Source organism: Ruegeria sp. N7 (assembly GCF_056531345.1).
The window spans coordinates 785,750-807,974 of sequence record NZ_JBQFLR010000001.1; the positions used below are offsets into that span (position 1 = coordinate 785,750).

The following is a 22,225-nucleotide window of genomic DNA, read 5'->3' on the forward strand; positions in this document are numbered from 1 at the left end:
CAACCTCGGACCCACCTTCAGTGGGCCACCCCGGCGGCCACGCTTTCGTCGATGAAGCGGCCTTCCTTGAAGCGGTCCAGCGAGAAGGCCTCGGTCAAAGGTGAATGACCTGTGGCCATCAGCTGCGCCATGCCCCAGCCCGAGCCAGGGATTGCCTTAAAGCCGCCGGTGCCCCAGCCCCCATTGATAAAGCAGCCCTGCAGCGGAGTTTTCGACAGGATAGGCGAGCGGTCACCGGTCATGTCCACAATCCCACCCCACTGGCGCAGCATCTTCAGGCGCGAGATCATCGGGAAGGTTTCGACCAAGGCGCGGACGGTTTCCTCGATATGATGGAAGCTGCCACGTTGGGTGAAGTTGTTGAACCCGTCGGTACCACCACCGATCACCATCTCGCCCTTGTCAGACTGCGACATGTAGCCGTGAACGGTGTTGGCCATCACGACCACGTCCATGCAGGGTTTGATGGGTTCGGATACCAGTGCCTGCAATGCGACGGCTTCCAGCGGGAGACGGAAGCCCGCCATCTCGGCCAGTTGACCGGAGTGGCCCGCAACGACGATACCCAGCTTGTCGCAATCGATGGCACCCTTGGTGGTGTCTACGCCGACGACACGACCGTTTTCCGAGCGTACGCCGGTGACCTCGCATTGTTGGATGATATCCATACCCATCGCCGAACAGGCGCGCGCATAGCCCCACGCCACGGCATCGTGACGCGCAGTGCCCCCGCGTTCCTGCCAGAGCCCGCCCAGAACCGGATAGCGGGGACCGTCCAGATTGATGATAGGCACAAGTTGCTTGACGCGTTCGGGCCCGATCCATTCGGTCTTCACACCTTGAAGGGCGTTTGCATGGGCCGTGCGCTGATAGCCGCGAATCTCATGCTGGGTCTGCGCCAGCATGATCACGCCACGCGGGCTGAACATGATGTTGTAGTTCAGATCCTGGCTCAGATCCTCATAAAGGCCACGTGCTTTCTCGTAGATCGCCGCTGAAGGATCCTGCAGGTAGTTCGAACGGATGATCGTTGTGTTTCGACCCGTGTTACCACCACCCAGCCAGCCTTTTTCGATCACCGCGACATTCTGAATGCCGTAGTTCTTGCCAAGGTAATACGCGGTTGCAAGACCATGCCCGCCAGCACCGATGATGATGACGTCATAACGTTTCTTGGGCTCGGGCGAACGCCAGGCGCGTTCCCATCCGGTGTGATAGCGCAGGGCCTCCCGCGCGACAGCAAAGGCTGAGTAGTGTTTCATAAGCGAATCCATCCGGTTCGGTGATTGCGCGCAGATATGCCGCGCGGCGACAGTTTAACCGCGCCGCGCAACGCCGCAATATCGCACTATTGCGACATGTCGTTCATTCGCGGCCATTTGTCCCTTTTGTCGGACGCCCCACAGGTCTAAGTCAGGGCAGTATCTTCGGAGGGGCCATGACGTTCTGGGTTCTGATTTTTCTTGTCGCGCTTCTGATTGCGGCATTTCTGAGCTTCACATTGCTGCGCAAACGCCGCGGGGATGAACCTGCGGCGGCGTACGATCTGCGGGTGTATCGCGAACAGCTGACCGGTGTGGACCGGGATCTGGCGCGCGGGGTGATTGGTGAGGCAGATGCGGAACGGGTCCGCACCGAAATCTCCCGACGAATTCTTGCCGCTGACGAACAGATGAAAAAGGGTGGCTCGGGTGCCGGGCCATCACGGACCGTCTCGATTGTGACAATCCCGGTTGTCATGCTGATCATCATCGGGGGCGCGATGGCGATGTATCATCGTATTGGCGCCGTCGGGTTGCCCGACATGCCCCTGACCGCGCGACTGGAACTGGCCGAGGAGGTCCGTGCCAATCGCCCGTCCCAGAACGCCGCAGAAGAACTGGCGACCCCACCTCAAGCGGCGCAGCTTGACGAAAATTACGCGTCCCTTCTCAAGCAGTTGCGAGAGACCGTTGCGGCCCGCCCGGATGATTTGCAGGGGCAGATGCTTTTGGCGCAGCATGAGACCAATTCAGGGAACTTCAAGGACGGATATACCGCGCAACAAAGGGTGATCGAACTGTCAAGCGACGCAGCCACAGCCGAGCATTACGCGGATTTTGCCGAGATGATGATCCTGGCTGCGGGTGGATATGTGTCGCCCGAAGCTGAACAGGCCCTTGCCGAAGCTTTGAAACGCGATCCTCATCACGGTCCGGCCCGGTATTACTGGGGGCAAATGCTGGTTCAGACCGGACGACCAGACCTTGCCTACCGCATTTGGGTTGAAACGCTGAGGGAAGCCCCAACAGGCGCACCATGGGCAGGTGCGATCCGGGATCAGATTGATGAGTTGGCCTTTCGGGCAGGGGTTTTCAATGCACCGGACATGAGCGCACCGTCCGGACCAAGTCGCGAAGACATGGCCGCAGCAGCGGAAATGAGCCCCGAGGAACGGCAGCAGATGATTCAGGGAATGGTGGATCAGTTGTCCGACCGCCTGGCGACAGAAGGCGGCGCACCCGAGGAATGGGCTCGTTTGATCGCCGCACTGGGTGTTCTGGGTCAGGGCCAACGGGCCATGGATATCCACAATGAGGCGCTGGAGGTGTTTGCCGGAAACACCGAGGCCTTGCAGATCATTGATGCCGCAGCCCTGCAAGCAGGGATTGCGAAATGATCCACGACGTTTTCGAAGACTTCGCCAAGGCGCTGCCCCCGATGCAAGCGCTGATTGGGCTGGATCTGGGCGAAAAGACCATCGGTGTCGCAGTTTCCGACCGGATGCGGGGCGTGGCCAGCCCGTTGGAGACTGTAAGGCGCAAGAAATTCACACTCGATTCCGCCCGGTTGATTGAAATTGCTACGGATCGCGAGATTGGCGGCATTCTGTTGGGTCTTCCCAAAAACATGGATGGCACAGAGGGGCCGCGCTGCCAATCTACGCGGGCATTTGCGCGAAACCTGTCCCGTCTGACGGAATTACCTATCGGATTCTGGGATGAACGGCTGAGTACGGTTGCGGCAGAAAAAGCACTGCTTGAGGCGGATACGTCACGAAAACGTCGCGGACAGGTTATTGATCACGTTGCAGCAGGTTATATCTTGCAGGGAGCGCTGGACAGGCTGCGCTTTTTGTAACAGGTCGGAGACCGATCGATGACGAACATGGTTTGGAAGCGCAATGAGGTCGAAAGCCCTTGTGTCCAGATTTGTGTTGTCCATCCAGCCGAGCGTATCTGCACCGGATGTTACCGCACGATTGACGAGATCTCTCGCTGGTCCAGGATGGACAGCAGCGAACGCGCTGAAATCATGAACGACCTGCCGTCTCGTAAACCGCGGCTCAGCAAGCGGCGCGGCGGGCGTGCCGCTCGCATGAATGGCTCCTGACCGATCAGCGTAGACGTTTTGATGACATTTCTGCCGACTGTGCGGCCCTTTTCGGGATAGGTGCGTTCGGCGCGGTGCCACGCAGTTCTTTCTGAAACAGAAGCGCAATCTCGGATTGGCTGGTTTTGGGCCGCCGATCATCATTGCGCGCGCATTCCGATTGCAGCACGTCAGCCGCACGTTTGGTCTTTCTGGTATTAGTGAGTCTTCCGATCAAAGTCTTAAGTGGCATTGCGGACGTCCCGTTTCCAGTAACCGTGCCACTGCGGGTCGAGTTCGAGCTCCGAGGGGGTCTAGCTCTTGAACATTGAGGTTCAACGTGAGTGGTAACCCGCAGCGACAGGGTGTGGCTAAAGGTATTTCCCGTCACAAGTAGGGGGAAAACACGCGGCCTTTGATCGTTTTTGACGCCTCAATCAAGAAAAACTCACAAAAGCCCATAATTTCCTTACGTCACTTTTCGATTCGACTTTGCCAAGACTGGGAAAGTTGGGGCTGAAGCTGTGAAAATCCGCCGTCAGCAGTCGAATCATGCCTGACATCGCACAACCGGATTTGAGGCTGCATCACGAACCTTGACCGATTGGGTGTTGCCTGCTCAGGCGTTCCACAGTCGAAGGTTTTATCCGGCGGCAAGCCAAGCCCTGGCGTTCTCGTACTCTTCGGACGGGAAAAACTGTGTCCGGGTCCCTAACACATGGCTGGCGACCTTCTGCGCCATGCGCTGCCAGCTTTTGTCCCCAACGATGGCAGCTCGGTCCAGTTGTCCGATATGTCGGCTGGCCAACCGAAAATGCGCCGCAAGCGCTGACAGCCCTTGCCAGCCGTCAAACTCCCTGAGGTCTATCAGCAGGCGAAACCCTGGCCGGTCCTGTAACAATGCATCCAGATCACGTTCTGCCTGTTTGTACCATTCAGGGTCCAGCTTGCCCAATAGGCTGATCTGAACACATGGGCCGCTCAGGTCAGTCACGTGGATCGATCCCAGGGACTCACGCATCCAGCGTCGGGCCGCCTCAAGCTCGACCAGATCGAACACCTGAACCGGACAGGGCAGGATGGGGGCAGCCAGACGAACGCTTGTCTGCACCCAGCCCTGGTCAGCAACAACTGCGATCCGGTCGAAACCTCGCCAATGGCTTAACCCCAGCTTGGTGTCGGACCAGGCCGCGCCCAGATCGTACCCCTGGAATTCAGGTTGGATTATTGCCAGCAGCCGAACCGTGTCATGTTCGGTCAGCGCAGCCTCGATCGCGGGAACCAGAGTATTGGCGTAGTCGGCGCTGGTCACTTGCCCCGACAACTCGACTTCTATGAGTGCACCGTCAGAATTCGTATGAACCGTCATCATCGGTCAAAACCTCCAAAGCCAAATAATGACAGGACGTTAGGCGGATTCGATCCATTCGGCTACTCCACCGGAGCATTCGGGGCGGAAATAGGCGATCATTCGACCATCCTGCCCCGCCGTCGCCCCTGCGGCCCAGGGAGCAACCCCGTGCAGGCAATGGCGGTGCAGCAGATAGGCCTCTCCCGGCTTTGCAGGCACCTCGATCCTTGGGCAGGTCGCAAACACCTCGCGACGGGCGGATTGGTAGATATCCGTTATGTCAACGTCGTGCAGGACCTCAGGCGGTATCCCTTCAAGCGCCCGCCTGAACGCGGTCCGTAGAATGTCATGACTGCCGTCCCACACCACCATCGGAGACGCGTCTGCGCTGGCCTCGGTCAGTGGAATGCCCAGAATCCAGGCATGAGGTTCATCAACCCGGCGGCGGCGATCCGGCCCTGTTGGGCGCAAACCGTCCACATGGGCCGCATCCCTGTTTCGACGGTACCGGGTGGCCGCTTCATTCTCGCCCCGGCGCGGGCGCGGATAACCCGGATAAACGACAGAAACCTGCCCCTTGTGCAGCGGTAAATCTCCAAAGTGTTTGTCGATGAACGCCATGGCCTTTCCGGTCAGAGACCCGGACTGCCCGACCCTGCCCTTCGTGTCATTGGGCAGTGCGTCGACACCGATGAACCACGTCCCTTCGCAATCCAACCATTCCGCGTGGGCCGGGTCCGTTGTCGACGCCCGTGCGGCAGGCAAAGCGTGGTTCACCCATTCGGCCAGCACCGGATCATACGGGAATTTCACCCAGCCCCGGGCAGAAAAATCGCTCATAAGCCAACGGCCTTGCGCAGCATGTTCAGAGCGACCAGCGTCAGGAACACGGCGAAGACACGTTTCAACGGTTTTGGGTCCATTGCATGGGCCAGCTTTACCCCCCAGGGCGCGGTGATCATTGTCATTGCGACAACGATCCCGAAGGCCACAAGATTAACCGCGCCAATGGTCAACGGGGGGCGATGCTCGGGCGCGATATCCACAAACAAGAACCCAATGACCGACGGTACGGCGATGATCACCCCAAACCCGGCCGCGGTCGCGACCGCGCGGTGGATAGGGGTGTTATAGAGGCTCATCAGCGGCACACCGAAACTGCCGCCGCCGATGCCCATCAGAACGGAAAGAAACCCGACCAGCGGGGATAGGACGGCCCGTTTGATACCGCCGGGCATTGAGTCGCCCAACCGCCATTCTGCGCGACCCAACCCAAGATAGGCACCGATCACCATGCCCAGAATTCCGAACAGTGCCTGCAAAGCCTCGGTCCGCAGGGCCGATGCGACCAACACTCCGACAATTGCGCCGACGACAATACCCGGCCCCCAATCGCGCAGGATATCCCAGTCCACCGCACCCTTCTTGTTGTGGGCAAGAACTGACCGCATCGACGTTACAATGATCGTGGCCAGCGACGTCGCCAGACAGAGCTGCATCAGTTGCGGGCCGCCATAGCCAAGCGTTTGAAACGCATAGAAGAACGCGGGGACCAGAACGATACCGCCGCCCACTCCCAACAGCCCGGCAAGCACACCGGCCAGCGCGCCGATCACAAGCAAAAGGCCCATCATCTGGGCCAGCAAAATTGTCTCGGGCATCGTCCCCCCTTTTGCCGTCTAAACCTCGACCATCGGCGCTATGTGGTTCAGGGCCTGTAGCATGACTTCTGGCCCGGCCCCTTCATGCACGGCCCCTTCGGACAAGGCGCGCCGCCATGCCCGCGCACCGGGACGCCCCGCAAAGAGACCCAGCATATGCCGCGTGATCTGGTGCAAACACCCGCCATTGGCAAGGTGCCCCTCAACATAGGGCACCATTTCTTGAACAACCGTCATCGGATCGCGAACGGTTCCAACGCCAAATATGCGCCGGTCAGCATCTGCCAGGATATCACCGGGTTGATGATAGGCCGCCCGACCGATCATGACACCGTCAAGACCCGCGTCCAGATGTGCTGCTGCTTCATCCAAGCTGGCGATACCACCATTGATCGATATATGCAGATCCGCAAACGCGGCTTTCATCCGATGCACAAGGTCATAATCAAGCGGTGGAACATCGCGGTTTTCCTTGGGGCTCAACCCCTGCAACCACGCCTTGCGCGCATGGATCGTTACTCTTTGACAACCTGCCGCACTGATCTGCTCAAGAAACGCAGGCAGAGCTTCTTCGGGCTCTTGATTATCCACACCGATGCGGCATTTGACCGTGACATCCACATTAACCGCGTCGCGCATTGCTGCGACGCATTCTGCAACCCGCGCTGGATCTTTCATCAGAACCGCCCCGAAAGTACCAGACTGCACCCTGTCCGACGGGCACCCACAGTTCAGATTGATCTCATCATATCCTGCATCAGCACCCAAACGCGCCGCTTGCGCCAGCTCCTCCGGATCGGACCCACCCAACTGCAAAGCCACGGGATGTTCCTGCGGTGAATGATCCAACAGATGCAGCGCCCCACCCCGAACAAGCGCCGGTGCGGTTACCATCTCGGTATACAGCAGGGTTTCCGAGCTAAGCAGCCGATGAAAATACCGACAGTGGCGGTCGGTCCAATCCATCATCGGCGCAATGCTCAGCGTGGCATGGTGTTGAATGTTATCTCTTCCACGTGCAGTCAACTCAACTATCCTCAAGAGTACGAAACCCGCAGCTATCATAGAAAAATCGTCGAAATAAGCCAATTTTCGAGGAGTGGTCAAAAGAAGCTGCTTTGCGGATTCAGGCGTCGCATCAAATCCGATCGCCGCGCTTTCAACACTGGGAAAATCTAACCACTCTCTGACTTGCCGCAGACATCGCCATTGTGGAATATGTTCAATGGATTAACAGATACTCCCATGATGTTTTCACTGCTGGAAATGCGAGACGCGAGCTTTGTCGGCAGGACCACTTTTGCACTCAACCAAAAATCTATGTCGAGCAGCCGCATCTGACCCAAAAATCAAAATTTGATCAAATTTGGTGACAAATCCGATCCATTGAAGTACATCACGGGGAAACAGAATTGACGGAGCCCCAAATGGACCTGAGCGCCCTGCACAGTTTTCGTGTGACTGCCTGTGACCTGAACGGTCAGATGCGGGGCAAGCGCGTGCCCCCTGAATATGCGAGCAAGCTGGAGAAAGGTGCAGTGCGAATGCCGTTCTCGGCGCTCAATGTCGATCTCTGGGGCGCGGACATCCACGGCAGCCCGCTGGTGTTTGAAACGGGCGATGCTGATGGCGTGCTGCGACCAACCGACCGGGGCCCGGTGCCTGTCCCCTGGCTTCCGAAAGAAACGGCGCTGGTTCCGATGAGCTTGTTTGACGATGCAGGCACTCCGTTTGCGGGTGATCCGCGTCACGCTCTGTCTGCCATTCTTGACCGATATGCCAAACGCGGTTGGTCGGTCGTCGCGGCGACCGAACTGGAATTCACACTCATCGATGCCTCGGGCGCGCAACCGCAACCTCCGTTGAACCCGATCACCGGGCGCCGCCTGCTGCACGAATCCGTTCTGTCGGTCGCTGAAATGGATGCGTTCGAGGATTTCTTTACAGACCTCTACGATGGCTGCGCCGCCATGGACATCCCCGCACAAACCGCCATCTCGGAAAGTGGCGTTGGCCAGTTCGAAATCAACCTGAATCATCAGGATGCCATGCGCTGCGCCGACGATACGTGGCTTTTCAAGGCGTTGACACGCGGCCTTGCGCGCAAACACGGGTTTGCCGCAACATTCATGTCAAAACCCTATGCCGATGATGCGGGCAATGGGATGCATGTGCACTTCTCAGTGCTGGACCAACGCGGTCGCAATGTGTTCGACAATGGCGGGCCTGAAGGGACCAGCATTCTGCATTCCGCTGTCGCGGGTTGTGTGGCGGCCATGCCAGGCAGCACGTTGATTTTTGCTCCGCATGGCAATTCATACACCCGGCTTGTACCGGGTGCGCATGCGCCGACCGGGGCCTGCTGGGCCTATGAGAACAGAACAGCCGCAATTCGCATCCCGGGTGGAGCACCGGCAGCGCGGCGCATCGAACACCGCGTCGCGGGTGGTGACATCAACCCTTACCTGATGCTGACGGCGGTATTGGGCGCAGCCCTTGTCGGGATCGAAGACGGCCTGCACCCCCCTGCCCCGATCACAGGCAATGCTTACGATATTGAAGACCTGCCCCAACTGATGCCGGACTGGGCAACTGCAATTGACAGGTTTGAAACCGACCCCCTGGTCGCCCGACTTTTCTCGGCTGACCTGATCCAGTACCTGACCATGACTAAGCGACAGGAAGTTGAACGATTTGAGCGTATCACTCCTGAAGATCACTGGCTGAGCTATCTCGAGGCGGTTTGACCCCCCTTGCCGCCTCATTCGGACTCAGCTAGAGTGAATTTGATCAAATTTGGTGACACATGAAAATCGGCATATTACAAACCGGCCACACACCAGATGCGTTGCATGGCGAATTCGGCGACTATGATGAGCTGTTTCCTGCACTTCTCGGTGGCAACGGATTCGAGTTCCAGACCTTCGCCGTAGTCGACGGCATATTCCCAAGCAGCGCGGATGACGCAGATGGCTGGGTCATTACCGGTTCGCGCCACGGCGCGTACGAAGACTTGCCATGGATCGCCCCACTGGAAGACTTGGTCAGAGAGATACAGCAAAGCGGAAAGCCACTGATCGGCGTATGCTTTGGGCATCAGATTATCGCGCAGGCACTGGGCGGCAAGGTCGAGAAATTCAAGGGCGGTTGGGCTGTCGGACGCACTGAATACGAGTTTGACGGCAACACTGTCTGGCTGAATGCCTGGCATCAGGATCAGGTTGTCGAGCTACCCGAAGGGGCGCGCGTTCTGGGTCAGAACGCATTTTGCGAAAACGCTATGCTGGCTTATGGAGACACGATCTGGACGGTTCAGGCCCACCCCGAATTCACCAATGGTTTTGTCGCGGGCCTGATGCGCACACGGGGAAAAGGCGTCGTCCCCGAAGACCTGATGCGCGAGGCCGCAAATCGCGAAACCGCTCCGGATGACAACGCCACAATCGCGCGCCATATGGCCGAGTTTTTAAAGAAAGAGAGAGCCTGATGGCTGATTGGACTGATAAACTGCCGGAAGCCGCCAAAGCCTATTTCCACGGACAGCGGCTGGACGAGGTTGAATGTATCATCTCGGACCTTCCCGGAATTGCGCGTGGCAAGGCCGTGCCTGCCACGAAATTCGCCAAGCAATCCTATTTTCACCTGCCCGACAGCATCTTCTTCCAGACCATCACGGGGGACTGGGGTGAAGCCGCGGGTGACGACGGGTTCATCGAAAAGGACATGATCCTGAAGCCCGACTATTCGACGGCTTCAGCCGCGCCCTGGACCGGGGACTGGACGCTGCAGGTGATCCACGACGCCTATGACCGGGATGGTGATCCGATCCCTTATAGCCCACGCAACGTGTTAAAACGCGTGGTCCAGCTGTATCACAACCGAGGCTGGAAACCGGTTGTTGCGCCAGAGATGGAGTTCTTTCTGGTCGCCCCCAACGTCGATCCCGCACAGGAAATCAAGCCGATGATGGGGCGTTCTGGCCGCCCCGCTGCGGCGCGGCAGGCGTATTCGATGACTGCGGTGGACGAGTTCGGCCCGGTCATCGACGATATCTATGACTTTGCCGAACATCAGGGGTTCGAAATCGATGGCATCACCCAGGAAGGCGGTGCGGGCCAGTTGGAGATCAACCTGCGCCACGGCAACCCGGTCAAACTTGCTGATGAGGTTTTCTACTTCAAACGCCTGATCCGCGAAGCGGCATTGCGGCATAATTGTTTTGCAACCTTCATGGCCAAACCGATCGAGGAAGAGCCGGGCTCGGCCATGCATATCCATCATTCGATTATCGACATGGAGACCGGCCAGAACATCTTTTCGGGCCCGCAGGGCGGCGAAACGGACGCGTTCTATCACTTCATTGCCGGGCTGCAGAACCATCTGCCCGCCGGTCTGGCCGTGATGGCACCTTATGTGAACTCGTATCGTCGTTACGTGAAAGACCACGCGGCGCCGATTAATCTGGAATGGGCTCGCGACAACCGCACTACCGGCATTCGCGTTCCTCTGTCCGGACCTGAATCGCGCCGTGTCGAAAACCGCATCGCCGGTATGGATTGCAATCCGTATCTGGGCATCGCCCTGTCGCTGGCGTGCGGCTATCTGGGTCTGGTCGAACAGGAGCGTCCGCGTCGTCAATTCTATGGTGACGCCTATGAAGGCGAAGGGGATATCCCGCAGGTCATGGGCGATGCGCTGGATCTGTTTGACGAAGCCACCGCCCTGCACGAAATCCTTGGCCCCGAGTTTGCCCGTGTCTATGGCATCGTAAAACGGGCCGAGTATGAAGAATTTCTGCAGGTCATCTCTCCGTGGGAACGGGAACATCTGCTGATCAACGTCTGAGACTTTTCGTGAACCTGCTCTATTCCAATGACCGCAAGGGCGAATATCCTGCCAGCTGGTATGCCGCGACGGCAAACCCAACGGAACGCTTTCCTGTTTTGGCCGAAGATATTTCGGCGGATGTCTGCGTTGTGGGCGGCGGCTACACAGGCCTGTCCGCAGCATTGCATCTGGCCGAGGCGGGGTTAGATGTCGTTCTGCTTGAAGCCCACCGTGTCGGATTTGGTGCCTCGGGGCGCAATGGTGGCCAACTGGGCAGCGCGCAGCGGATGGATCAGGAAGACCTCGAGCGTCTTGTTGGCGACCCGGATGCCGCAAAGCTGTGGGAGTTGGCCGAAGACGCCAAGGATCTGGTCAAATCACTGATCGCCAAGCATCAGATCGCGTGCGACTTGCAACCCGGTGTCGCGGTTCTGGGTCTGTCAGCTTCAGAACGAAAAGAGCTGCATAACCATGCAGGCCATCTGTCCGACCGGTATCACTATGACCAGATCAAGCTACTGGATGAAGAAGAAGGCCACAAACTGTGCCCCTCACCCGCTTACAAGGGCGGGTATCTGGACATGGGGGCCGCTCATCTGCACCCATTGAACTTTGCGCTGGGGTTGGCACAGGCTGCGGCCAAAGCGGGTGTTCGCATCTTTGAGGGTACCGAAGTCATCGGTATTGACGAAACCCGGCCTGCCCTGATCCGGACCGCCAGGGGGAACGTTAGGGCCGACCATGTTATGCTGGCCTGCAATGGCTATCTTGGCAATCTCAACCGGACCGTCGCGGCCCGTGTCATGCCCATCAACAACTTCATTGCAGCGACCGAACCCCTTGGCAGCGAGGCTGCGCGGGTCCTGACTCAGGATGTCGCGGTCGCGGATACCAAGTTCGTGGTGAACTATTTCCGCCTCAGCGCCGATGGCCGGCTTTTGTTCGGTGGCGGCGAAAGCTATGGCTATCGTTTTCCTGCGGATGTCGCTGCGAAGGTCCGCAAGCCGATGACCGAGATTTTCCCACATCTGCGCGACGCCAAAATCGACTATGCATGGGGTGGGACGCTGGCCATTACCATGCGGCGGATGCCTTATCTGGTGCGTATCGCACCCAACATTCTGTCTGCTTCCGGCTATTCCGGTCATGGTGTAGGCACCGCGACCCATGCCGGGCAACTGATGGCGCTGGCCATTCAGGGACAGGCAGAAGGGTTCGATACAATGGCCCGCGTGCCAACTCTGCCCTTCCCCGGCGGGTCCGCCCTGCGCAACCCGCTGCTGGTGCTGGCAATGACATGGTTCGCCTTGCGGGACCGGCTTGGGATCTGATCCACGTTACTTGTGACAAATTGGTGAATTTCCGCTGGCGCGGCGATTGAGGGCTTGGATTGCCACCTGAATAGCTTTATCTTTACCAAAGATAGAATTCGGGAAATCCAAATATGACGCTTCCACCAAACGTTCATGACGCCGAACCCATCCCAGAAGCAGCAAAAGAAGCCATCGACGCCCTGATGCAGTCGGGCGACTTGTTTCGTTATACCGCCCCGCAAGATGCCCCGGTGTCTTTGCTAGAGGCCGAGTTTGCCGAACTGCTGGGCACAAAATACGCTCTCGCTGTTTCGTCCTGTTCTGCTGCGCTGTTTCTGTCACTCAAGGCACTGGGTTTGCCGCGCGATGCGCGCGTCCTGATCCCCGGCTTCACATTTGCCGCGGTTCCCTCGTCAGTCATTCACGCGGACTGCATCCCGGTTCTGTGCGAAGTGGGTGAGAATTATCGCATCGACATGGCCGATTTCGAGGGCAAGCTCGACAGCGTTCAGGCGGTGATCATCAGTCACATGCGCGGCCACACATCTGATATGGACGCGATCATGGCGCTGTGCGACGCGCGTGACATCCCGGTGATCGAAGACGCTGCGCATTCGCTGGGCACGACCTGGCATGGCAGAAATATCGGCACCATCGGCAAGGTCGGCTGTTTCTCGTTTCAGTCTTACAAGATGATCAATGCGGGCGAAGGCGGTATTCTGATCTCAAACGATGCTGATCTGGTGGCCCGTGCCGTCATCATGTCGGGCGCGTACGAACATAACTGGAAGAAACACAAAGGACCGCACGGCGACAACTCGCCCGAGCTGGAAGAGGCCTTCGCTCGCTGGCAGAACAAGTTGCCGCTTTATAACCTGCGTTTGAACAACCTGAGCGCCGCTGTGATCCGCCCGCAGATCCCGGAACTGGCCCGTCGTGTTCGCGACGGTCTGGCGAACCACGACTATGTTGCCGGACGCTTGAATACCTCACCCCATATCAACGTGCCCGCACCCTTGCCCCCCGAGCAGCGCGCGCCGGATTCGATTCAGTTCAATCTGGTTGGGTTGCAGGAACACGAGATTCGCGCATTTGCCGCCGCATCCGAGGCACGCGGTGTCAAAGTTCAGGTCTTTGGCCTGAGCCAGGACAATGCGCGCGCCTTCTGGAACTGGCAATTCCTGCCGGAAACGTTCGAGCTTCCGCAAACACGTGACATGCTGATGAAAGCGTGTGACGTCCGACTGCCCGTACGCCTGACGCGCGCAGAGCTGGACGTGATTGCAGATATTTTGCTGGCCGCCGTTGGCGAAGTGACCGGCCCAATGCCGGTCTACGGTACCTGAGACTAGAACTGGCCCACTTAAATGGTGGGCCTTTTCCTCCGGCTCACCCTATTTCAGTTTCGAAAGCTTCTGTTGAAGTTCAGCCAACTGTTTCTTGATATCGTCAAGATCCTCTTTCGGCTCTGACTTTTCACTTTCCTTCTCTGGCGAGGACCATCTGCCAGACAACCCACCCGTCATAGCCTTCAGAAATGCCTGCTGCTGTGCTTGCAACGCTTCAAAACCCGGCATCTGGGACATCGGGTTCATGGCGTTCATGTTTTCCATCATCTTGCTTTGGCTTTCGCGCAGCATATCGAACGAGCTTTGCAGGAATTGCGGCATCATGCCCCCGCCCGGCAGCATGTAGCTGCGCACCAGATCATTCAGAACATTGACCGGCAACACATTCTCGCCGCGGCTTTCATGTTCAGCAATGATTTGCAGCAGATACTGCCGTGTCAGGTCGTCGCCGGATTTCAGGTCGATGATCTGTACTTCGCGCCCGTCACGGATGAATCCCGCGATATCTTCGAGCGTCACGTAATCGCTGGTCTCGGTGTTATACAGCCGACGGCTGGCATAGCGCTTGATCAGCAGCGGTTTTTCTTGGTCCGACACCGGGTTCCCTCCCCAAGGATGATGCGTTGCAGCACAGGTTATGCGAGTGCAGCACAAAAAGAAAGGGCAGGTCAATGGACCTGCCCAACGCGATTGCACCTATAGGGAGGGTCGGGTGCGTTTCGCTGACTTTTCTTACTTCGCAGCAGCAGCTTTTTTAGCGGCCGTGGTCACGTCGTTGGTTGCTTTTTTAACAGCGGCGGATGCTTCTTCCGCAGCTTCTTTACCAGCAGCCATCAGCAGTTCGACGGTTTCGGTCTGAACTTTTTTTGCGATTTCTGCGAAAGCGGCCATGTTCTCGGCTGCAACTTCAGCGGACGCGCTTGCGAAATCGGTTGCTGCTTTTGCGTAGTCGGCAGGCTCTGCCTTGGCTTTCGACATCTCGGTCAGTTTGGCCAACGTGTCTTTTGTCCATTTGCTCGAGATCTCTGCCGATTTCTCAGCTGCTTCCAGAGCAACGCCCGACAGCTTTTCGTTCAGCGAAGCGGTCGATTTGAATGCGCCTTCCATTGCGGTTGTGTCCACGGGGAATGCACCCATCATGTCTTTCATGATCGCGGTAAAGTCTTGGGTCTTAGCCATTGTCATAATCCTTTTAGCCAGTCCGGGCCCACCCCGGGTTTCATCAGCTTGAGGACAATATGATTGCTGCAATGCAGCATTGCAAGTTTTTTCTTGCTGCATTGCAGAAAATTTTAAATTTCAGAATGAAATCAGTCGTTTGGTTTTGCCACTACATACGTTCCGGGTGCAGCAGCCAGGCTCGGGTGCTTCGAATCGCCGGGTTTGCGGGCCGGTACCTGCTTGCCCGACCGCTTTTTCAGCCAGGCATCCCACATGGGCCACCATGACCCTTCATGAAAGTCGGCTTCCTTCAACCAGGTGGCGGCGTCTGGTTTCAAATCCGGGTTAGTGTAATGCCCGTACTTTTTCTTGCTGGGCGGGTTCACAATACCCGCAATATGACCCGACTCGGAAACCACGAAAGTTTTTGATCGCGAGCCCATCTTTTGCACACCGCGATAGCAGTCTTTCCATGCCGCGATGTGATCGGTTTCGCATGTGATGGCCATCAGGGGCACATCAACGTCACCAAGCTTTAGCTTATGCCCCAGCAACTCAAAGCCATCGGTGGCAAATTCGTTGCGCTGGCATAGTCCACGCAAGTACTCCACCGCCATTTTCGCAGGCAGGTTGGCTCCATCACCGTTCCAGTACAGCAGATCAAAGGCTGGGGGCACTTCACCCATCATATAGCTGCGAATGGCCGGGCCATAAATCAGGTCACGTGATCTCAGGAAGGACATAGTGCGCGCCATGATCCACGACCGCAGAACACCTTCCTTTTTCACTTCTTCTTCGATTCCGTCGATAAAATCGTTTTGAAGGAAGGGCGTGAACTCTCCCTGATCGGAAAAATCCGTCAATGCGGTGAACAGGGTCGCCGATTTGACCGATTTGTCTCCGCGCTGTTTCAGCAGAGACAGCGTCAGGCTCAGGGTGGTGCCCGCGATGCAATACCCCACAGCGTTGACCTGTTTGACCTTGCAAATCTTCTTGGCCGTCTCGATTGCAGTCAGGAAACCGTCCTGAATGTAGTCTTCCATGCCTGTTTCGGCATAGCTTTCGTCCGGATTGACCCAGCTTACAACAAACAGGGTATACCCCTGTTCGGTGATCCATTTGATCATGCTGTTCTGGGCTTTCAGGTCCAGAATATAGAACTTGTTGATCCAGGGCGGAAACAGAACAATCGGGGTCTCGTAGACCGTTTCGGTAGCTGGCTTGTACTGAATCAGTTCCATCATCCGGTTGCGATAAACCACCTCCCCCGGCGTCGTCGCCAGATTACCGCCGACCTCAAAAGCGCTTTCATCTGCCAGTTTGACGACCAATTCTCCATTATTGGCCTCAAGATCTGACACAAGGTTTTCCAACCCCTTGATCAGTGACTGGCCCTCAGTTTCGACCGCTTTTTGCAAGGCATCCGGATTGGTCGCCAGAAAATTTGTCGGCGCCATCATGTCGACGATTTGTTGCGAGAAATATTGCAGCCGCCTTTTGTCTTTGGCATCCAGATCATCCACGGACGCAACAGCCTGCGCTATTGCTTGCGCATTGGTCTGGTATTGCTGGCGGATCAGACGGAAATAGGGATTGGTCTCCCAAAGGGGGTTCGAAAATCGCTTGTCTTCTGGCTTGGGTGCTTCGCTTTCCGCGTCAGACGCAGTCAGTGCTTTCTGCGCCTCGGCAAAGTTCAACACTGACTTGCCCCAAAATTCTATCTGCTGTTCCAGCAACTTGGCGGGATTTTGCCAAGCCTCTGCCCAATAGGCACTTGCTGCTCGTGCGAAAAGCTCTTGATTCGGGCCGTCCAGCGCGGGCGTGTGGGGCCGTTTTACAGCCATGACCTCAATCAGGCGCTTCGATAACTTCTCGACCTTATCCATATTTTCTTTAAGGCGTTCAATGTGTTCTTCGGATACGTCTGGCATGTGGTCTTCACTAGTTGTCATTTTAACAATTCCCCCCTAACCTCGCTGCTATGCAGAATAACGTCGTGGGTGCTGGGGGGCAAAGCGACGAATGGTCCGAACTATCAGGCTGACACTCAGGAGGCCCCATTTATGCGCTACATGATGACCTACGACCTGATGGAAACTACGAGAAACACCAACCAGTGGCTTGGTGCAACCGCCAGCGCGATGGCGTCTTATCCGATGTTTTCCATGGTGCCGAACCCCGCATTCAACTGGATGGCCGCCTGGGGTGAAGTGACCGAGCGCACGTTCCAGCGGATGGTGGCAAAGCCCGATTGGGGTATTCGCACATTCACCTGCGAAGATGGCAAGGACCACCTGGTTGAAATCACAACTGTTCTGGAACGCCCTTTTGGTGATCTGGTACATTTCCGCGTCAATGGCCGGAAAGAACAACCCCGCAAAGTGCTGTTGGTTGCCCCGATGTCCGGGCACTATGCAACGTTGCTGCGCTCGACGGTGAAAAGCCTTCTGGTCAATTGCGAAGTCTACATCACAGATTGGCATAATGCGCGCGATATCCCTGTATCCGCAGGCAAATTCGATGTCGAAGACTACACGCTCTATCTTGTAGATTTTATGAAAGAGCTTGGGCCAGACACCCATGTTGTTGCCGTTTGCCAACCTGCGCCTCTGACATTGGCTGCAACGGCGTACCTGGCCGAGATTGAACCCAAAGCCCAGCCAAGCACTCTGACGCTGATTGGTGGCCCCGTCGATCCGGACGCCACGCCGACCGATGTGACAGACTTCGGCCGTCGCGTCACTATGGGCCAGTTGGAAGAAACAATGATTCAGCGTGTTGGCTTCAAGTACAAGGGCGTAGGGCGCATGGTCTATCCGGGACTGCTGCAATTGGCCTCGTTCATGTCCATGAATGCAGATCGTCACTCCAAAGCGTTTTCCGACCAGATCCAGCGCGTCATGCGGGACGAAGCCTCGGATCAGGATGCCCATAACCGCTTCTACGACGAATACCTGGCCGTGATGGACATGACTGCCGAGTTCTATCTTTCGACGGTCGAGCGGGTCTTTAAGAATCGAGAGATTGCGAGAAACGAGTTCGTGGTCGCGGGTCACAAGGTGGACATCAGTAAGATTACCGATGTTGCGGTGAAGACTGTCGAAGGTGCAAATGATGACATCTCTGCACCCGGCCAGTGTATTGCCGCGCTGGATTTGTGCACCGGCCTGCCCGACAGCAAAAAGGCAAGCCACGTTGAACCCGGCGCCGGTCACTATGGTATCTTCGCAGGCCGCAGCTGGCGCGACAACATTCGTCCTCTTGTGATTGATTTCATGAACGAAAATGCGCGAAAACCAAACCGTCGCGCGGCCAATTCCAACAAGGTTGCCTAACCGAAATGAGTGGGTCAGCGCAAAATGGCCTTACCTTTTCCTGCCAATGCGGCAACTTGCAGGGACGCATTTCACCCCGCGGTGTTCAGCAAGGGACACATGTTGAGTGTTTCTGTCACGATTGCCGTGCCGCTCAACTATATTTCAAGCAACCCGACCCTGCACCTGCGCCTGTCGAGATTTTTCAGATCGCACCGGATGAGATCGAAATCAGCACCGGAAGTCAGTATCTTGCGGCGATGCAACTCAGCCCCAAGGGCATGCTGCGTTGGTACGCCAGTTGCTGTAACGCACCTTTGGCGGCAACGCCCAAAACCGCGAAACTCCCGTTTGCTGGCGTTATCGTCGGCAGGGTTGCGGGAGGTGCTTCAGCGCTTGGGCCCGTCACGACACGTGGGTTTGTTCCCCAACCGAACGGAAAGCAAAAGCACGAAAATCCCGGCCCCGCTATTTTTGGACTGTTGCGCAGGGCCGTCGGATCGCGCCTGTCTGGGCGATGGAAGAACACACCGTTTTTCGACCGAGAAACCGGTAAACCCGTAGTGACGCCAACTGTCATTTCAAAGACCGAACGCGCGACGCTTTACCAGTAATCAAACCGTTGCTGGGCGTCCAACCAGGTTTGCAGCGCCTCATTGACGATGTCGGGCGTTTCGAGGGTCGGCAAGTGACCCGCCTTTTCAATAACCAGCAGTTCCGCTCCGGTAATGAGCTCTGCCATGAAAGAATGTCGTTTAACCGGTGTCAGAGTGTCATGCGCACCGCACAGAACCAACGTGGGCACCTTGATGCGGCGCAATGCGGCCTGTTGATCCGGGCGGCGTTGCAGAGCACGCATTTGACGCACGAAGGTTTCAACACCCAAATCCTGTGCCATTGCCAACAAGCCGTTCAGGATGGGAATGCGCTGCGGGCCCGGTGCCAGCGTGTCGGACCCCACAAGTTTCCGCAGGACCTCCTCCAACCGGCCACCCTGCGCGCCAATGATCAGGTCTTCGCGACTGGCAGCCATTTGAGGCGTGTCCGCCTGTGCATCAGTGGCCATCAGGCACAGGCGTGACACACGTTCCGGTGCCCGGCGGATCAGCTCTAACGCGACCACACCACCCATGCTTAATCCGGCCAGTGCAAACCGATGTGGAAGCTGGTCCAGCAAACCCGAGGCGATCTCTTCGATACGCTCACCTGCGGAAATCGGCGCAACGGTTACGGGTCGCGTCTGCGAAAACACCTCGATCTGAGGGCGATACAGTCGGGCATCGCACATCAGTCCAGGTAGCAGTACCAGCGGCTCGATCACACGGGGCCTCCATGCGCTCGGTTTTCCGAGTCTTTGGGTTTGTAGTCAGGTTGAGAGTTTATTACATTCAAACCAGCGGAACGTCACGGATAGGCGATTGCCAGAAAAGCCGGAAAGTCAGCATAGCGGGACCGTCGTGAAGCTGTACTTTCCTCGGGCTCAGCGCCCGGTTTCAGCAGGCATCCGCGTGGCGCAATGTAGCTGTCAATCCGGCGCTGCGGTTTAGGGCGCCACACCAGATTGAAAGCGCAGAGTTTCGGAAAAAACCAGATCTCGGAGTAATCCAGGTGATCATGCATCCACCATGCCAGATCCCGCCAATCCCTGCCCTGCGCATACTGATCCGCGAACCAGGGAATTACAACAGACGCCCCGGCAATCCGCGCATCACCGGCCCCACGATCCCAGATGTGGCATTCCAACGGGTGATCATTCCGGGCGCAGTTCAGTTTGTTTTCATTCCCAAACCTGTTTAGCGACGGTGAGCGATAGCCCGAGCGCACGGCGATCCTGCCAAAGGTCTCTTCCAGAGGGTCCAGCAGAGTTTCACAGAACGCACGTCCTGTCTCGATTGCCAGATCCGGGTTGTCTGGAATGTTCTGTTTCTGGTGAAAGTTCCCGATCTCGGAATAGAGGAAATCGCGCATGAAGAAATACCGGGACAGACGAACGCGCCCCAACGTCTCAAGGCTCCACATACTGCCCGGCTTTCGCATCGTCCCACGACCCGAGGCCGCCATCATTCCACCCCCAGCCCTTTTAGCCAATCCAGAATACCGTCCACAGCCGCGCCGGTCTGCCCTGGCGACATCAGGCGACCGGCAATAACATGAGATGACGGATCATCCTCGGGGCCCATTGTCACCAGTTTGACGGATGTTGGTGCACCCCACAGTTTGGCGACCTCGTGGGTTCGGTCAGGGCGCACCACCTGATCGTTGTCCGAGAACCAGAACAGCACGGGCACCAGGGCATTCGAGAAATCCAGCGCATAGACTTTTTCAACCAGAACGGACATCGGTACGACCGATTCCCACGGATAGACAGTAGACCAATATTTGTTCTTCTCCGGGTCTGGCCCCGATACATCGCGTTCGTCCCCCATCAGGACCGGTAACCAATCCCTTGCCCATGGCAAAGTGGGGATCCAGGCCGCAGACGTGTTGACCCCGAAATTAGGTGAGACAAAGACCATGCCGACAACATCTTTGCTGAGGCTGGCATCCAAAGCGGCGGCGGCTGCAAGCGTCGCACCGGTCGACGTTGAGATCACAATCACCTTGTCCCCAACAGCACGCGCGGCTGCCAATCCCTCGGCGGTGTCCTGCATCCAGCCCGAGGCAGTGCCTTCTGCCATGGCTGATCCGGTTCGCCCGTGACCTTGCAAGCGTGTGTAAACCAGATTGGCCCCCAGGGCGTCTGCCACAAGGTCTGGTACTGGCCGGATTTCCTCGGAACTTGCTGAAAAGCCATGGATGTAAAGAACGGAATACGGGGTGCGCCGCTCGTTATGGCCATCTTGCCAGACTACTCGTTTTTCGACACCCGGAACGATATCGTCAAACGCGGCTTCGGTGCTTTCGAAATAAACCTGTACGCCCTCACCAAACTTGCGCGGATCAAAGCTTGGGTGCAAGTTCACCTCTTCGCGCGGGCCAAACCAGTAGACAAGGCCGCCGAGGGCAATCAACGCAAGGAACAAGCGCCCCAGAAGCCGTCCCAAACGCCGTATCATGCGTCTCCCAACACGTCCAGAACCGCCGCCTCGATCAAGCCAAGACATGCATCATCCGAGAACCTGTGATCGGCATCCTTGACCAAAAGAAGCTGCATGTCCGGCCCTGTTGCGTGGTCCAGCAACCGAACGGCCGTTTCCGTCGATACGGCTGTATCCGCTGTTCCCTGTAGGAAACGAACCTTGAACGGCAGGTTCAACGTGTCGCGCAGTACAAGGCGCTGCCGCCCATCTTCGATCATCCGTTTGGTGACGATATAAGGCTCCATGTAATCGGACGGCAACTCGACATGCCCGACCGTTTCCAGGGCGGCTTTCTGGTTATCGGTGAATGAAGCCCAATAGCCATCTTCCGTGAAATCCGGCGCGGCGGCGATCGTGACCATACCTGCTATCCGGTCCGGCATGGCCTTGGCCAGCAAAAGCGCCTGCCACCCTCCCATGGACGAGCCGACAACAATCAGCGGCCCCTTGGTCAAGGCATCGACCGCAGCAACAGTGTCCTCATGCCAATCCCCAATGCAGCCATCCGTGAAAGCACCAGAGCTTTCGCCGTGACCGGAATAATCAAACCGCAAAAAGGCCCGCCCCCGCGCCTGCGCCCAAGCTTCCAGATGGACTGCCTTGGTGCCTTCCATATCCGACATGAGCCCACCCAGAAAAACGATGGTCGGCCCTGCCCCTTCGGTCTTGTGATAAGCCAGTCGCCGCCCCTGCGGCGTCTCCAGAAAATTCGTCGCTGCCATGAAACCTTCTTTCCTTTTATTGCATCATGCACGCCCCACCCCCGAGTGCAATTCCGCCCACTTCATCTTTTTTCAAATACTCCGGGGAGCGCGAGG

The 22,225-nt window shown here is 57.2% G+C and carries 22 protein-coding genes; 10 read left to right on the forward strand and 12 right to left on the reverse strand.

Annotated elements, in window-relative coordinates; translation table 11 throughout:
• Positions 1–17 precede the first annotated feature (17 nt).
• Positions 18–1,262 (reverse strand): sarcosine oxidase subunit beta family protein, encoded by a 1,245-nt coding sequence (locus ACR0ES_RS03890; RefSeq protein ID WP_267365236.1) that lies wholly within the window; start codon positions 1,260–1,262, stop codon positions 18–20.
• Between the two features lie 176 nt (positions 1,263–1,438).
• On the opposite strand from ACR0ES_RS03890, the gene ccmI reads away from it, so the two are divergent.
• The 3 genes from ccmI to ACR0ES_RS03905 are packed head-to-tail and all read left to right on the forward strand — an operon-like array spanning position 1,439 to position 3,372.
• Positions 1,439–2,659: a c-type cytochrome biogenesis protein CcmI gene (ccmI, locus tag ACR0ES_RS03895; RefSeq protein WP_480772878.1), complete on the forward strand. Its 1,221-nt coding sequence runs from the start codon at positions 1,439–1,441 to the stop codon at positions 2,657–2,659.
• Positions 2,656–3,120 (forward strand): Holliday junction resolvase RuvX, encoded by a 465-nt coding sequence (gene ruvX, locus ACR0ES_RS03900; protein WP_267365234.1) that lies wholly within the window; start codon positions 2,656–2,658, stop codon positions 3,118–3,120. Before ccmI ends, ruvX begins: the two co-directional genes overlap by 4 nt.
• An 18-nt stretch (positions 3,121–3,138) precedes the next feature.
• Positions 3,139–3,372, forward strand: coding sequence for a DUF1289 domain-containing protein (locus ACR0ES_RS03905; protein WP_209503450.1), 234 nt, complete (start codon positions 3,139–3,141; stop codon positions 3,370–3,372).
• Between the two features lie 622 nt (positions 3,373–3,994).
• On the opposite strand, the gene ACR0ES_RS03910 is transcribed toward ACR0ES_RS03905, so the two are convergent.
• Genes ACR0ES_RS03910 through dusA form a run of 4 tightly spaced genes read right to left on the reverse strand, consistent with a single transcriptional unit; the run spans position 3,995 to position 7,389 of the window.
• Positions 3,995–4,723, reverse strand: coding sequence for a SpoIIAA family protein (locus ACR0ES_RS03910; RefSeq protein ID WP_480869539.1), 729 nt, complete (start codon positions 4,721–4,723; stop codon positions 3,995–3,997).
• A 36-nt stretch (positions 4,724–4,759) separates the two neighbouring features.
• Positions 4,760–5,542: a hypothetical protein gene (locus ACR0ES_RS03915; RefSeq protein ID WP_480869542.1), complete on the reverse strand. Its 783-nt coding sequence runs from the start codon at positions 5,540–5,542 to the stop codon at positions 4,760–4,762.
• Positions 5,539–6,363 carry a sulfite exporter TauE/SafE family protein gene (locus ACR0ES_RS03920; protein WP_480869544.1) on the reverse strand — a complete coding sequence of 275 codons (825 nt, stop codon included), beginning with the start codon at positions 6,361–6,363 and terminating at the stop codon, positions 5,539–5,541. The genes ACR0ES_RS03915 and ACR0ES_RS03920 overlap by 4 nt, the downstream gene beginning before the upstream one ends.
• Before the next feature lie 18 nt (positions 6,364–6,381).
• Complete coding sequence (dusA, locus tag ACR0ES_RS03925; RefSeq protein WP_480869546.1) at positions 6,382–7,389, reverse strand: tRNA dihydrouridine(20/20a) synthase DusA; 1,008 nt, start codon at positions 7,387–7,389, stop codon at positions 6,382–6,384.
• Positions 7,390–7,790: 401 nt separating this feature from the next.
• Here dusA and ACR0ES_RS03930 point away from each other — a divergent pair, with 401 nt between their 5' ends.
• From ACR0ES_RS03930 to ACR0ES_RS03950, 5 genes are all read left to right on the forward strand, one after another.
• Positions 7,791–9,110: a glutamine synthetase family protein gene (locus ACR0ES_RS03930; RefSeq protein WP_480546534.1), complete on the forward strand. Its 1,320-nt coding sequence runs from the start codon at positions 7,791–7,793 to the stop codon at positions 9,108–9,110.
• A gap of 59 nt (positions 9,111–9,169) precedes the next feature.
• Positions 9,170–9,850, forward strand: coding sequence for a type 1 glutamine amidotransferase (locus tag ACR0ES_RS03935; protein WP_480484188.1), 681 nt, complete (start codon positions 9,170–9,172; stop codon positions 9,848–9,850).
• Positions 9,850–11,208 carry a glutamine synthetase family protein gene (locus ACR0ES_RS03940; protein ID WP_209596891.1) on the forward strand — a complete coding sequence of 453 codons (1,359 nt, stop codon included), beginning with the start codon at positions 9,850–9,852 and terminating at the stop codon, positions 11,206–11,208. Before ACR0ES_RS03935 ends, ACR0ES_RS03940 begins: the two co-directional genes overlap by 1 nt.
• A gap of 8 nt (positions 11,209–11,216) precedes the next feature.
• Positions 11,217–12,521, forward strand: a complete 1,305-nt coding sequence (locus tag ACR0ES_RS03945; RefSeq protein ID WP_480869548.1) for an NAD(P)/FAD-dependent oxidoreductase — start codon at positions 11,217–11,219, stop codon at positions 12,519–12,521.
• A gap of 113 nt (positions 12,522–12,634) precedes the next feature.
• Complete coding sequence (locus tag ACR0ES_RS03950; RefSeq protein ID WP_480869552.1) at positions 12,635–13,849, forward strand: DegT/DnrJ/EryC1/StrS family aminotransferase; 1,215 nt, start codon at positions 12,635–12,637, stop codon at positions 13,847–13,849.
• A 48-nt stretch (positions 13,850–13,897) separates the two neighbouring features.
• Here the strand turns inward: ACR0ES_RS03950 and phaR are convergent, their stop codons facing one another.
• The 3 genes from phaR to ACR0ES_RS03965 form a co-directional block, all read right to left on the reverse strand.
• Complete coding sequence (phaR, locus tag ACR0ES_RS03955; RefSeq protein ID WP_480869553.1) at positions 13,898–14,449, reverse strand: polyhydroxyalkanoate synthesis repressor PhaR; 552 nt, start codon at positions 14,447–14,449, stop codon at positions 13,898–13,900.
• Positions 14,450–14,584: 135 nt separating this feature from the next.
• Positions 14,585–15,031: a phasin family protein gene (locus ACR0ES_RS03960; RefSeq protein WP_209503426.1), complete on the reverse strand. Its 447-nt coding sequence runs from the start codon at positions 15,029–15,031 to the stop codon at positions 14,585–14,587.
• Between the two features lie 131 nt (positions 15,032–15,162).
• Positions 15,163–16,965: a PHA/PHB synthase family protein gene (locus ACR0ES_RS03965; RefSeq protein ID WP_480869555.1), complete on the reverse strand. Its 1,803-nt coding sequence runs from the start codon at positions 16,963–16,965 to the stop codon at positions 15,163–15,165.
• A 111-nt stretch (positions 16,966–17,076) separates the two neighbouring features.
• Here ACR0ES_RS03965 and phaZ point away from each other — a divergent pair, with 111 nt between their 5' ends.
• Entirely contained in the window at positions 17,077–18,348 is a 1,272-nt protein-coding gene (gene phaZ, locus ACR0ES_RS03970; protein ID WP_480869557.1) for a polyhydroxyalkanoate depolymerase, read from the forward strand.
• Positions 18,349–18,353: 5 nt separating this feature from the next.
• Positions 18,354–18,941 (forward strand): DUF6151 family protein, encoded by a 588-nt coding sequence (locus ACR0ES_RS03975; protein ID WP_480473455.1) that lies wholly within the window; start codon positions 18,354–18,356, stop codon positions 18,939–18,941.
• Here the strand turns inward: ACR0ES_RS03975 and ACR0ES_RS03980 are convergent.
• From ACR0ES_RS03980 to ACR0ES_RS03995, 4 genes are all read right to left on the reverse strand, one after another.
• The gene (locus ACR0ES_RS03980; protein WP_480772886.1) at positions 18,932–19,648 is read right to left on the reverse strand and encodes an alpha/beta fold hydrolase; all 717 of its coding nucleotides are present in this window, start codon (positions 19,646–19,648) and stop codon (positions 18,932–18,934) included. The two genes, ACR0ES_RS03975 and ACR0ES_RS03980, sit on opposite strands and share 10 nt — an antisense overlap.
• Positions 19,649–19,731: 83 nt before the next feature.
• Positions 19,732–20,346, reverse strand: coding sequence for a hypothetical protein (locus ACR0ES_RS03985; RefSeq protein WP_480772952.1), 615 nt, complete (start codon positions 20,344–20,346; stop codon positions 19,732–19,734).
• A gap of 41 nt (positions 20,347–20,387) precedes the next feature.
• A complete protein-coding gene (locus ACR0ES_RS03990) occupies positions 20,388–21,383 on the reverse strand; it encodes an alpha/beta hydrolase (protein WP_480869560.1) in 996 nt (331 codons plus the stop codon).
• Positions 21,380–22,129 carry an alpha/beta fold hydrolase gene (locus ACR0ES_RS03995; protein WP_480869562.1) on the reverse strand — a complete coding sequence of 250 codons (750 nt, stop codon included), beginning with the start codon at positions 22,127–22,129 and terminating at the stop codon, positions 21,380–21,382. The genes ACR0ES_RS03990 and ACR0ES_RS03995 overlap by 4 nt, the downstream gene beginning before the upstream one ends.
• Positions 22,130–22,225: the final 96 nt, after the last annotated feature.

Bases quoted from the DNA above. Each gene is read 5' to 3' on its own strand.
- ACR0ES_RS03890 (WP_267365236.1), bottom strand. From the start codon at position 1,262: ATGAAACACTACTCAGCCTTTGCTGTCGCGCGGGAGGCCCTGCGCTAT.
- ccmI (WP_480772878.1), top strand. From the start codon at position 1,439: ATGACGTTCTGGGTTCTGATTTTTCTTGTCGCGCTTCTGATTGCGGCA.
- ruvX (WP_267365234.1), top strand. From the start codon at position 2,656: ATGATCCACGACGTTTTCGAAGACTTCGCCAAGGCGCTGCCCCCGATG.
- ACR0ES_RS03905 (WP_209503450.1), top strand. From the start codon at position 3,139: ATGACGAACATGGTTTGGAAGCGCAATGAGGTCGAAAGCCCTTGTGTC.
- ACR0ES_RS03910 (WP_480869539.1), bottom strand. From the start codon at position 4,723: ATGATGACGGTTCATACGAATTCTGACGGTGCACTCATAGAAGTCGAG.
- ACR0ES_RS03915 (WP_480869542.1), bottom strand. From the start codon at position 5,542: ATGAGCGATTTTTCTGCCCGGGGCTGGGTGAAATTCCCGTATGATCCG.
- ACR0ES_RS03920 (WP_480869544.1), bottom strand. From the start codon at position 6,363: ATGCCCGAGACAATTTTGCTGGCCCAGATGATGGGCCTTTTGCTTGTG.
- ACR0ES_RS03930 (WP_480546534.1), top strand. From the start codon at position 7,791: ATGGACCTGAGCGCCCTGCACAGTTTTCGTGTGACTGCCTGTGACCTG.
- ACR0ES_RS03935 (WP_480484188.1), top strand. From the start codon at position 9,170: ATGAAAATCGGCATATTACAAACCGGCCACACACCAGATGCGTTGCAT.
- ACR0ES_RS03940 (WP_209596891.1), top strand. From the start codon at position 9,850: ATGGCTGATTGGACTGATAAACTGCCGGAAGCCGCCAAAGCCTATTTC.
- ACR0ES_RS03950 (WP_480869552.1), top strand. From the start codon at position 12,635: ATGACGCTTCCACCAAACGTTCATGACGCCGAACCCATCCCAGAAGCA.
- ACR0ES_RS03960 (WP_209503426.1), bottom strand. From the start codon at position 15,031: ATGGCTAAGACCCAAGACTTTACCGCGATCATGAAAGACATGATGGGT.
- ACR0ES_RS03965 (WP_480869555.1), bottom strand. From the start codon at position 16,965: ATGACAACTAGTGAAGACCACATGCCAGACGTATCCGAAGAACACATT.
- phaZ (WP_480869557.1), top strand. From the start codon at position 17,077: ATGCGCTACATGATGACCTACGACCTGATGGAAACTACGAGAAACACC.
- ACR0ES_RS03975 (WP_480473455.1), top strand. From the start codon at position 18,354: ATGAGTGGGTCAGCGCAAAATGGCCTTACCTTTTCCTGCCAATGCGGC.
- ACR0ES_RS03985 (WP_480772952.1), bottom strand. From the start codon at position 20,346: ATGTGGAGCCTTGAGACGTTGGGGCGCGTTCGTCTGTCCCGGTATTTC.
- ACR0ES_RS03990 (WP_480869560.1), bottom strand. From the start codon at position 21,383: ATGATACGGCGTTTGGGACGGCTTCTGGGGCGCTTGTTCCTTGCGTTG.
- ACR0ES_RS03995 (WP_480869562.1), bottom strand. From the start codon at position 22,129: ATGGCAGCGACGAATTTTCTGGAGACGCCGCAGGGGCGGCGACTGGCT.